This window comes from Sandarakinorhabdus rubra, from assembly GCF_010994245.1.
Lineage (GTDB): Bacteria > Pseudomonadota > Alphaproteobacteria > Sphingomonadales > Sphingomonadaceae > Sandarakinorhabdus > Sandarakinorhabdus rubra.
Window position 1 is genome coordinate 1 of sequence record NZ_WMHO01000076.1, and the last position, 11,366, is coordinate 11,366.

8 protein-coding genes and 1 pseudogene are annotated in these 11,366 nt (G+C 67.3%); all 9 read right to left on the reverse strand.

The genetic code is table 11. The annotated features are described in order from the left end of the window. On the reverse strand, window positions 1–935 hold a 935-nt coding region (locus GJV64_RS06635), incomplete at its 3' end, for an acyl-CoA dehydrogenase family protein (protein ID WP_164156484.1). Then, on the reverse strand, window positions 932–2,113 hold the full coding sequence (locus GJV64_RS06640) for an acyl-CoA dehydrogenase family protein (RefSeq protein ID WP_164156485.1): 1,182 nt from the start codon (window positions 2,111–2,113) through the stop codon (window positions 932–934). The genes GJV64_RS06635 and GJV64_RS06640, both read right to left, overlap by 4 nt. Further along, a complete protein-coding gene (locus GJV64_RS06645; RefSeq protein WP_205599551.1) occupies window positions 2,110–2,919 on the reverse strand; it encodes an enoyl-CoA hydratase/isomerase family protein in 810 nt (269 codons plus the stop codon). Before GJV64_RS06645 ends, GJV64_RS06640 begins: the two co-directional genes overlap by 4 nt. Before the next feature lie 77 nt (window positions 2,920–2,996). Next, window positions 2,997–4,475 (reverse strand): annotated as a pseudogene (locus tag GJV64_RS06650) (porin). A gap of 124 nt (window positions 4,476–4,599) precedes the next feature. After that, window positions 4,600–5,625, reverse strand: a complete 1,026-nt coding sequence (locus GJV64_RS06655) for a phytase (protein WP_164156486.1) — start codon at window positions 5,623–5,625, stop codon at window positions 4,600–4,602. Window positions 5,626–5,636: 11 nt separating this feature from the next. Then, a complete protein-coding gene (locus GJV64_RS06660; RefSeq protein ID WP_164156487.1) occupies window positions 5,637–7,091 on the reverse strand; it encodes a CehA/McbA family metallohydrolase domain-containing protein in 1,455 nt (484 codons plus the stop codon). Window positions 7,092–7,146: 55 nt separating this feature from the next. Further along, window positions 7,147–10,008 carry a TonB-dependent receptor gene (locus tag GJV64_RS06665; RefSeq protein WP_164156488.1) on the reverse strand — a complete coding sequence of 954 codons (2,862 nt, stop codon included), beginning with the start codon at window positions 10,006–10,008 and terminating at the stop codon, window positions 7,147–7,149. Between the two features lie 158 nt (window positions 10,009–10,166). Beyond that, a complete protein-coding gene (locus tag GJV64_RS06670; protein ID WP_164156489.1) occupies window positions 10,167–10,652 on the reverse strand; it encodes a prepilin peptidase in 486 nt (161 codons plus the stop codon). Further along, a partial coding sequence (locus GJV64_RS06675) for a tetratricopeptide repeat protein (RefSeq protein WP_205599552.1) occupies window positions 10,649–11,366 on the reverse strand: 718 nt, incomplete at its 5' end. The genes GJV64_RS06670 and GJV64_RS06675, both read right to left, overlap by 4 nt.

The following is an 11,366-nucleotide window of genomic DNA, read 5'->3' on the forward strand; positions in this document are numbered from 1 at the left end:
GCCGCCAGCCGCAGCCGGGCGCGGGCCGGCAGATCGAGCGCATCACCGGCCAACACGCGGTCCCAGGCGGCGGCAATCTCGGCCATCACCAGCGCCCGGGCGCCCTCCAGATCGGCATGGGCGGCGGCATAATCGGCCTGCACCACGCCGCGTTCGGCCAGCGTGCGGCTGCTGCCCTGCCCTTTCTTGGCAGTCGCCAGCGCCTTCAGATCATCAGCTGCGCCCAGCGCGTTGCCGCTGGCCACGGCCGCGATGCCCAGTGCCAGCAGGCCAAAGGGCGCGAAGCGATAGAGCGGGCCTTCATGGCGCGGCGTGTCGGTGAAGAAGGACACGCTGCGTCCCTGCGGCACGCGCACATCGGTCGCTGCCATGTCACCCGAACCTGTGCCGCGCAGGCCCAGCGCATCCCAGGTGTCGATCAGGTCCACCTCTGCGCGGCGCATCACCATCATGCGATGATCGGGCGCGCCCGACGGCAGCCGGCGCAGTTCACCATCGTCGAGGATCACTGCCCCACCCAGCAACCAGGCGCAGTTGGCGCTGCCCGACGCCCAGGCCCAGCGGCCGGACACGCGATAATCATCACCGTCAACAACCGCCTTGCCCATCGGCGCGAACACGCCGCCGGTGATGACGTTCGGATCAGCCCAGATCTCGCGGGCGTGCGCGTCAGGCAACCAGGCCGACAGCAGCGCCGTGGTGCCGCCGATCATCACGCACCAGGCGGTGGCGGCATCGGCGCGGCCCAGCGCTTCCAATGTGGTGAACATGGTCGCCACGTCCACCTCCGCGCCGCCCAGCGCCTTTGGCACGAGCAGCCGGAAACAGCCGGCGGCCGCCAGTTCGGCGGCGAGATCGGCCGGCAGCCGGCGCGCGCGTTCCGTGTCGGCTGCGCGGGCCGCGACGGTGTCGAGCAGGGCGGCAGAGAGCGTCACAGCTTCCACAGGCTGGCCAGATTGTTGCGCTGCATGTCGGAAGAGCCGCCGACGATCGGCATGCCGAGGAGATCGCGCACGTGCCGTTCCATGTCGAACGCGTCCGACAGGGCATAGGCGCCCATCACCTGCTGGCAAGCGAGCGCGATCTCGACGCCGGTATCGGCAACGAACAATTTGGCCATGCTGGTCTCGGCGCTGCACGGCCGGCCTTCCTGCGCCAACCACGCGGCGTGATAGAGCATGTGCCGGGCCGCCTGCAGCTTGGTGCGCGCCGTCACCAGCTTGTGGCGCACAGCTTGGTGCTGGCCGATGGCCTTGCCGAACTGCACGCGTTGCTGGGCATAATCCCACGCCTCATCCAGCGCGGCGCGCGCGATGCCGAAGGCGACCGCCGTGATCTCCAGCTTCTCGACATCCAGCGCGCGGCCCGCCAGGAGCTTCCAGCCCTGGTTCCACATCTGCGGCCCGCCGACGATGTTGGCCGCTGGCACCCGCACATTGTCGAAATACACGTCCTGGCTGGCGGTGTAGCGCAGGTTGGCATGATGGATGTCCTGCATGCGCACGCCCGGCGCATCGGTGGGGATCAGCACGAAGGACAGGTTGCGATAGCGGTCTTCCGCGGGGCCGGAGCGCACCAGCGTGTAGATATAATGGCACCAGTCCGCACCCGTGCACCAGCGCTTGGCGCCATCGATCACCACCTCGTCGCCCTCCAGCCGCGCGCGGGTGGTGACGCTGGCGAGGTCGCCGCCGACATCAGGCTCGGACAGGCCATAGGCGAAGAACAGCTCGCCCCGCGCCAGGCTGGGGAGGAACCTGGCCTTCTGCTCGTCGCTGCCGTTCTCCGACAGGTTCATGCCGCCATAGAAGGCGGTGTGGATATAGGGCCCGGCCAGACACGGGCCCGCCTGTGCCAGCTCCTCGATCACCGCGATTGCTGCCACCAGGTCCTGACCGGCGCCGCCAAACTCTGGCGCGACGGTGAGCGCCGTGAGGCCCAGCTTGTTCAGTTCGGCATAGACGTCGCGCGGCCAGCGGTGTGCCCGGTCCCACTGGATGCGCGCTTCGCGTGGCGCGTGGCTCGCGACGAAACGGCGGATGGTATCGCGCAGCTGGCCGATATGCTCGGGCTCGTCCGTGAAGGTGACCGGAGGAAGCGGCGGCGCCATCATTCACCCGTCAGCTTCGGCGGCCGGCGCTCGCGGAAGGCGCGGACCGCCTCGGCCCGGTCAGCAGCGAGGTTGGAGAGCGTCTCATAGGGGATGGAGGCGTCCATCAACTGCTGGGCCAGCACGCGCAGCGGCTGGTTGGCGACCACCTTTGACCAGCGCACGGCATATTTGGGATTGCCCATCAGCTTGGCCACCAGTTCGGCCACCTTTGCATCCAGCTGATCGGTGGGAACCGCGTAGTTGATCAGCCCCATCGCCTGGGCTCGCGGCGCCTTGATGAGGTCGCCGGTCATGAGAAATTCCTTGGCGCGGGCATAGCCGATCAGCTGCGGCCAGATCACCGCACCGCCATCGCCGGCCACCAGCCCCACCTTAACGTGCGGATCGCCGATCACGGCATTCTCGTCGGCCACGATGATGTCGCAGAGCAGCGCGATGGTGGCGCCCAGCCCGGCCGCCGCCCCGTTCATCCGGCAGATCACCGGCTTCTCGATGTCGAGCAGGGACGTGACGATGCGCTTGGCGTCCCAGCCGATGTCGCGGAACTGCGCCGGGTTGGCGATCTGCTCCTCGAACCAGTCGAAATCGCCGCCGGCACAGAAGGCGCGGCCGGCACCGGTCAGCACGATGATGTCGCTGTCTGGATCATGCTGGAGATCGGTGAACACCCGCGCCAGTTCGTGGTGCATCTGTTCATCGACGCCATTGACCGGGTTGTTGCCGGTGATCGTGGCGGTCAGCACCCGTTCGTGGCCGAACTGGCCGCGCGCGAAGGTGAACCGCTGATAGCCTTCCAGCAGCGCCATCTGCCTGCCTCTCCCCAAATTTTCGTCCCAGCGTGGCGCAGCCGGTGAGGCCGGTCAATCTTGGGCTTTGGGCAGGCTCAATAGTTGAACTGCAATTGGGCACGCACCAGGTCGCCCTGGGCACGGCCGCTGCGGCGCTCGTCGGCTTCGCGACGCTTGGCGTGACCATAGGTGATGGTCAGCTCCAGCGGCGGGGTCGGCTGGAATTCGATGCCGAGTTCCAGCTCATCGGTTTCCAGCCGCGGCGCGTTGAGCCCGGCCTTGAAACCGCCGCGATAGTGCTGCCAGCGCGCGAACGGCATGAACGGACCCAGCGGCGAACGCTTCACGCGCGCCATCGCCTGGATGTAACCGCCCGTCAGAGGCTTTTCCCTTATGGATCGCGTCACCTCATCCCATTCCGGCCCGGTCCCCCAGTTCCATTCGGCCTGGAAACCGATTGGCTGTGGATACAGCATGGCGTGGAGGCCGACGCGATTATCGGCATAGGACAGAGGGCTGACCGCGCCTGAGCGGATTTCCGGCTGCACCCGGTTGCGCAGAATCGCGCCGCCCAATTCGAGCACCTGGCCGTTGAGGCCAAGCCCATCCAACGCGAACGGCCAGGTAACCATGGCGACAAACATCAGGCTGTTGTTGGTTTCGGTGCGGTTGGTACCCTGACCGTTGTAGAGGGCAAGGCCGAAGGCGCCATAATTGCCGAACAATTTCTGGCCGTCGGCGGCAAGGCGATTCCAGACCAGCTGGACCTGGGCGGGGGTGTAATAGGCAACCTCGCCGAGATCACGCTCGGTCGGCACGGCGCTGTTGATGCCGTCGGTGCGGTCCAGTGCCAGGCGGCTGGAGGAACTCTGCAGATTCTCCCAGCCAAACGGCACCTTGGACTGGCCAAACCGAAGGCGCAGGCTGTGATCGGCCAGCGGGAACCAGTCAACATAGGCATCGCGCAGCTGGCCAAAGCCTTCGCGCCGTTCATTGGCGGACTGGTTCGACACTGCCGTGGCGAAATCCGGCTGCAGATAGAGCGAGACATGATCGTTCAAGTCGCCCTGCAGGATCAGGCGGACCCGGCGCAGGCTGAAATTGTTCCTGTCGGTGAGGTTGCCATCGCCGATCGAGCGCAGTCGCGACACGCCGGCCGGCGCGGTCGCATCACCCGACACGATCTCGTTCACCCGCATCTGGGTGTAGCCGCGCAGGCTGAGCCGTTCGTACCATGGTTTGCTGCGCCGCGGCGGCGGGGTGAGCACGATGGCCGATGGCGTCGCGGCGGCCACGGCAACAGGGCCCGGCGCGGTCGGGGTCGTTGCCGGAGCCGGGTTCGGGGCCGCAGCGGCGGTCGCCACCGGGCCCGGCGTGCCGTCAACAGGCGGGGCGGGCGCCTGGGCAGCGGGACGCGCGGCGGCCTTCAGTTCAGCCACCATCGCCTTGAGCTCATCGATCTGGCGCTACAGTTCGGCAATGGTTGGCTCTGCGGCATTGGCGGGAAGCGCGGCCAGGCTGGCCAGTAGTGCACTTGCGAGGCCGATGCGGCGGCGCTGGCAGAGGCTGTTCATGGTGATGTGACCCTGTGCCGCCACGCAGATGCGACGGCGACCCGCGGCGCACTATGACAGTAGGGTGACAGCAAGATTGCAGTTGCATGATGCTTTTGTGACAGGGCCAGCAGTTTGCCGGCGATCAATATAGTCCCAGCGCCTCCCTCACCCGGTCCCAGCCGACCAGCTTGAAGTTCTGCGCTGGCTGGTTCTCGCCGTCCTGCGCCACCATCAGGCCGCCCGGAAAGGCCGGACCGAAATCGCCGGTGATCACCTCGATGCCGTCGGTTTCCTGGGTGCCGCCCAGCGCACCGTCCACGATGCGGAAGCGGCCGACGAAGCGTTCGTCCGAGAGGCGCCACAGCGCATAGGCGTTGTCGCCCTGGCTGGAGGCGACGAGATAGCCGCCATGGCCCTGGCCCTCGGCCGCGATGGCCAGCCCCTCGACATCGTCGAACAGGCGCGCCTTGTCGATGGCGGCGATCTTCACGCCCGCAGTGCTGCCCGAAGGCCGCGCATCGAAGCGCCAGATGCCGACATCTTCCTCCGCCACATAGAGAAGGGCGGTGCGCGGATCGACCACGCAGCCTTCCGACTGGGTGCCCAGTTTCAGCGTGCGCACCAGCCGGCCGGTGCCGCGCGCGGCATCCAGTTCGATCTGCCGGATGGTGCCATCCTTGATGACGATGAAGGCGGTCAGCGTATCCTTCCGGTCGCCGCCCGGCGTGGCCCACAGGCAGATGCCATAGGCCTCGCCGGCGCCGGCCGGCACGCGTCCGATGGGCTCCAGCCGGGCGGTGGCGGTGTTCAGCCGAAACAGGGCGATGTGCGCGTTGTCGTTATCGCTGCGGTCGCTGGCCGCCACGATCACGCCGTCGCGGGTTTCGGCCAGATCGACATTGTTGACCCGGCCGGCATCGAGGAAATGCCGCACCTGGCCGTCGAGGCCATAGACATAGAGCCCGGCCTGCTTGTCGGTGCCGACGATCAGGCTGGCAGCCGGGTTGGCGGCGTTGCGCCAGATCGCCGGATCATCGGCGGCATCGTCGCTGGTCTTCACCGCCACGGTTTCGGCATCGGCGGTCACGCTTGCCGTCTTCACCTCGGGCACGATGGCGGGCGGTGCGCAGGCGGCCAGTGCCAGCAACAGCAGCAGTGCGGCGCGCATCGGTTTGGCCCTCACTTCACGGTGATGAAGATGGGATTGGCATAGAACCACAGGTCCGCCCACGGGTCTTCGCCCTTAGGATCGGCGCTGGGCTCCAGTTCGGCAGTGCTGGTGCCGCGCACGCGCAGGTAAAGCGGGCCAGTGATGGCCGGAATGCGATAGGTCATGGTCAGCACCTCGCCGTCGCGGCGCCAGTCGGAGGCGGTGAAACGCCGGATAACGCCGGTGCCGGCAGCCCGATCGGTGCTGCGGTTGGCGGCGGGGCCAGTGATGGGCCCGCTGATCAGATCGATGCGCGCCACCTCGGGGGTGCGCTCCGCCGCGTTGGGCGCGGCCGGGTCGCGCAGGCGGATGCTGATGTCGACCGGGCGGCCATTCCGCGCGCTCAGGGTGCCGCCGATGCCGGCCTTGCGGTTGCCGCTGCTCGCAATAACCTCCACCTCCGACACGAGGTCGCCGGTGGTCACGAAGATGCGGCCCGAACGCAGGCCGTCGATGATGTCGGCGTGGTCGGGCCGGGCCTGCACGTAGGTTTTCGAGTATTCGCCCGGCCAGAAATCATTGCCGCCATCGCGCCAGTTGGCGTGGCTGTCGGAGGTGGCGGTGATGAACCAGCGCCGGCCTTCGGCGAGCATCGAATCCCAGAAGCCGCCCAGCGTGGGGGCACGGCCATAGCCGCCGCGGTTACCGGTGGGATCGGGGCTGCCATCAGGCTTGATGGCGCCGGCCTGGTGGCCCGGCGCGCCTTCCATGCCGATGGCGACGCGCGGCGCGGTGTCGTTCCAGTTGCGGAACTCGGCCGGCGTGTATTGCCCCCAGGCAAAGGGCGCAGTGGCCGACCGGCTGGGATGGTTGGCGATCAGGACGGGCGGCGCCTTCTGGTCGCGCATCAGCTTGAGCGCATCGATCATGCGGCCCTCGCTGTCCCACGCCTTGTCCTGCGGCCACGGCTCGCGCTTGGAGAACCCTGACTCGATGGCGCGCAACTGCTCGCGCTCGTCGCCGGTGAAGGGGATGATCAGGCTCGAATGGTCGCCGGCCGGCGTGTCGAACTCCATGCCATAGAAGATCAGCATTTCCGGTACGGCGGCGCGGGCCTTGTTCACCTCCGGCCAGGCCTGTTCATAGTTCAGCTTCGAATGGTTCGGCCCACCATGATCGGTGCTGACCATCCAGCGCAGGCCGAACTGGCGCGCCATCTGGGCGTTCCTGGTGATCGAATAGCGGCCATCCTTGCCGATGAGCGGGATCGGCGCGGTCTGCGGGCTGGCCGGATCGGCCTCGTAATCGGCGCTATACTCGGAATGGATATGGTGATCGCCGGGCAGCCATTGCCGGCCGACAGTGGGCAGGGCGCCCGTGGTGGGCTTGTTCTGATGGCGTTCGGCAAGGCCACCGTGGCCGCCGTGCGACCAGGCTGGCGCCGCCAGCAGGGCGGCCCCCGCCGCCAGAGTGATCAAGCGCATGAAGCCGCCCCGATAGTGGTGGCCCGCCACGATGCGGTGGCGGGCCTCGTCTCGATCAATAGGTGACGCGCAGGCCGGCGGTGTAGCGGCGGCCGAAGGTTTCGCGCTCGATGGTGCGGGCCGCGTTGCCGACAAAGCGGCGGCCGGGGCCGTTCAGCACGTTCGAGATGTCGGTGTAGATCTCGAAATTCTTGGTGATGGCGTAGCGCGCCGATATGTCGAGCTCGCCATCGGGCGCCCAGAAGAAGTCGCCGCCCACGCCGGGCTCGCCCAGGCTGTCGATCCAGCTCGAACGATACTGGAAGGAGACGCGGGCCGAGAAGCCGTACTTCTCATAATAGGGGCCGACGTTCAGCACGAAATCCGAGGTGCCGGGGAAGCGCACCTTGCGGCCGTCGGGGGTGATGGCTTCGCTGCGGTTGAACGAGGCGTTGGTCTGGATGCCGAAGCCGCCCCACCAGTGATCCTCGCTCAGGAAATTGTCGAGCTGCAGCTGGGCCGCGGCCTCTGCGCCATAGACCTTGCCGGAGCCGCCGTTCAGCGTGGTGGAGAAGTTGTACACCGAGCGGTCGACACCGTCGAAGTTCAGCTCGTCCGACCCGAACTGGCGGGTGGAACCGAACAGCACGTCACGCACGTCCTTGTAATAGGCGCCAACCATGAAGAAGCCGCCCCGGCTGGGATAATATTCCCAATAGAGATCGACGCCGCGGGTCTTTTCCGGCACCGCATCGGGGTTGCCGCCCGAGATGGTCTGGTTCGGATCGTTGAAGGTGAAGTTGGGCCGCAGCACCGGATAATCCGGGCGGGCGGCACCGGTGTTGAACGACAGCCGGACCTTCATGTCGGGCGCGGCGTTCCAGTTGACGTGAACGCTCGGATAGACCTGGGTGAAGCTGCGGTTGATGGTGTTCAGCACGGTGGGCGCGCCGCCCGAGGTTGCGGCGCGGAACGCCGTAGCCTTGTTCTCCACATGCTCGAAGCGGGCACCATAGACGATGCTGCCCCAATCCATCTTGGTGACGCCCATCGCGTAAGCCGAATAGACCTTCTCGCGCACCTTGTAATAGTTGCTGTTGTTGAACACGTAGGAGGCAAAGGGCTCCACCGACTTCACCACGTCGATGATGTTCTGCTTGCCGAAATAGGGGAAGCTGTAGCCCAGCGGCAGCTGGCCGATATAGTTGCCGGGGATGCTCACCGCCAGCGGGCTGAGCGGCACATTGGCGGCGGTGAAGACATTCTGGCCATTGAACGTGCTGCTGCCATTGACGTCGAGCAGCCGCTCGTCGACCTCCTTGACGCGGTTGTCATACTGGCCGCCGAAGCTGAACTTGGTGTCGCCGAACAGGCTGGTGTCCACCGACAGGTCGAGACGGGCGGTGTAGGCTTCGGTCGTGTCCACCGCCTGCTGGCTGCGGATGCGGGTCAGCGACTGGGGGAAATCGGTGATGTTGCCCACGCGCTCGCCGCGCGACAGCGTGCCATCGGCGGCGCGCAGGGTGCGGAACAACGCCACCCTGGTGAGCTGCGGATCGGTCAGGTCATAGGCCACGGTCAGCCGGTTGGTGGCGTTGGCGCCGTTGCTGCCAAAGCTGGGGCTTTCATAGTTGAGCTGCGCCGGGAACGAGCGGTCGTCCCGCGAGCGCGTGTAGTTGCCGCGCCAGCTGATCGTCCAGGCGCCGGTCTTGTGGTCACCGCCGATGGTGTTGATGAACACCGACTGCAGGAACTCGCGGCTCAAGAGGTTGGCGTTGAGGTCGACGCCATAGACGGTGCCGACATAGGGCGAATTCACGCAGGCATCGGCATAGCCGGTGGTGTTCGGCGCCAGCACGCTGCTGGTGCACGGCGTCGTCAGGTTGGGAACCCGGCTTTCCTGGTCGTCGAGATCGAAGATGTAGTTGGAGCGCAGCTCGTTGTCGGTGAAGGCCGAATAGATCGAGGTGACGAACAGCTTGTTGTCGTTGTCCGGCGCCCATTCCAGCCGGCCCGACACGCTGTAGTTGCGGCGGGTCAGGCGATAGAGCTTGTTCTCGGTCTCGCGCGCCCAGACGCGGCGGGCGCCATTGGGGGTGTCGATCAGGCCGCGCGGGTCCTCATTGGTACCAACAGGGCGCAGGTCACGGCTCACGGTTTCCCAGTCGGTTTCCATGTTGTCGGTGGCCATCGTGCGCTCGTAGAAGCTGCCCGACAGCACGGCGCCGATCTCGCCGATGCCGGTGCTCCAGCGGTCGGAAATCACGCCGGTGGCTTCATATTCCTTGCCGCCGCCCAGATCGACATAGCCGATGCCGCCGCGCGCCTGCACGTGCAGGCCGGCATAATCGAAGGCCGATCGGGTGATGACGTTGATGTTGCCGGCGATCGTCTCGGCGGTCATGTCCGGCGTCACCGCCTTGCGCACGATCACCTGGGTGGCGATCGCCGACGGGATGGAGTCAAAGCGCGCGTCGCGGCCTTCCGGCGAGATCACGTTGATCCCGTCGAACGACAGCGTCGTCCAGTTCAGCGGCGAGCCGCGCAGGTTGACATAGCGCGCCTGGCCCTGGTCACGCTGCACGGCCACACCGGGCAGGCGGCTGACGGCCTGGGCGATGTTCTGGTCCGGCAGGCGGCCCACGCTGTCGGCCGACAGCACGCTGACCAGCTGGTCGCTGTTCTTCTGCACCTGCAGCGCGGCGCGTTCCGATTCGCGGATCGGGCGCTGGCCGGAAACGATGATTTCGCCATCGTCGGCAGTGGTGGTCTCGCCGGCGCGCGCGATGGTCGGCTGCTGATCGTCGGCGACAACCACGTCGGCGGTGGCGCCGGCTTCGGCGCTGGCAAGGGTTTGCGCCATCACGGGGGTGGCGCCCAGGCTGGCAAGCAAGGCGATGCGGACGGCGGCGGTGCGCGCCGGAAGGATGCGGATCATGGACAGGCCCCAAACCCACCAGGGCCCAATGCCCGTGGTGCAGCGCGAGTGCGTCTAGGGGCGTTTGATGACAGCAGCGTTGCCAGAATACGAAGGCAACATGTCGAAATTGCTACGCTTTCATGACGTTGCAGTGCAGCAACAGGCGGCCGGGCCGCTCAGCCGATCGGCAGGTTGCGCCAGCCCCACGCCGCCATGCCGCCGGCGATGGCCACGGCATAGGGCAGATGGGCGCCCACCCGCACAAGGCGCGGCGCATCCTCGCCGGTGACACCGGCCAGTTTCAGGGAGCTGCGCAGCAGCAGCAGCACCAGCGCCAGCACCCCGCCGGCCACCGCGATCAGCACCTGCTGCTCGATGATGGTGCCCAGTGTGGCCCAGCAGGCGCAGCCGGTCATGATCTTGATGTCGCCGCCGCCCAGCCAGCCGCGCGCAAAGGCCAGCAGGCCAAAGCCGAACATGGCGCCGCCGGCGGCGGCATGGCTGGCCCAGTCGAACCCCGGCGTGCCCAGCCCGAACAGCAGGGCGCCGGCGATGATGGTGATGGTCAGCGTGTCGGGGATCTCGAATTTCCACAGGTCGAAACCGGCGGCCGCGAGCAGCGAGACGGCCAGCACGATGAGGCCGGCATCGGAGAGGGTCATTGTGGCGCCAGGGCCGGCTGCTGCGCCGCGCCCTTCAGCGTGGCCAGATATTGAAGATTGGCCCAGGCGGCGCGATCGAACTGCGGATTGAGCGACAGCGCCCGGTTGAAATAGGCCTCTGCCACGGCGAGGTCGCCGCGCACCATGGCGGCATAGCCCACGGTGTTGAGATCGCTGGCCAGGGTCTTCTTGCTGGAGAGCTGGAACGCCTCTTCATAGCGGCCCTGCATGGCCCGGGCCAGCGCCAGGTTGGTGCGCGCTGTGGCCAGCGCCGGGTTCATCGCCAGCGCGCGGGACAGATCCTGCTCGGCTGCCACCGGATGGCCGCGCAGCAGCATGGACCAGCCGCGATTGGCCACCATGTTGGCATCGGCGGGCGCAGCGGCAATCGCCTTGCCATAGGCGGCATCGGCCGCCGGCCAGTCGCGCGCCTTGTCGGCCATCACGCCCAGAGCATTCCAGGCGCGGGCCAGGCCGGCATCCATCGCCACCGCCTGTTCCAGTTCCGCCTTGGCTTCGGCGGCGCGGCCCTGCCGGAGCCGGGTGATGCCCAGCCCCTGCCGGGCCGCGGCCGCCAGGGGCCCGTCCAACAGCCCCGAAAACCCTTCCGCCGCTTCCGGCAGCGAGCCGGAGGCCAGCGCCAGTTCGGCATTGCGCAGCGCCACATCGGGCGCGCCGCTGGCCCACATCGGCGCCAGCATCTGGCGTGCATCG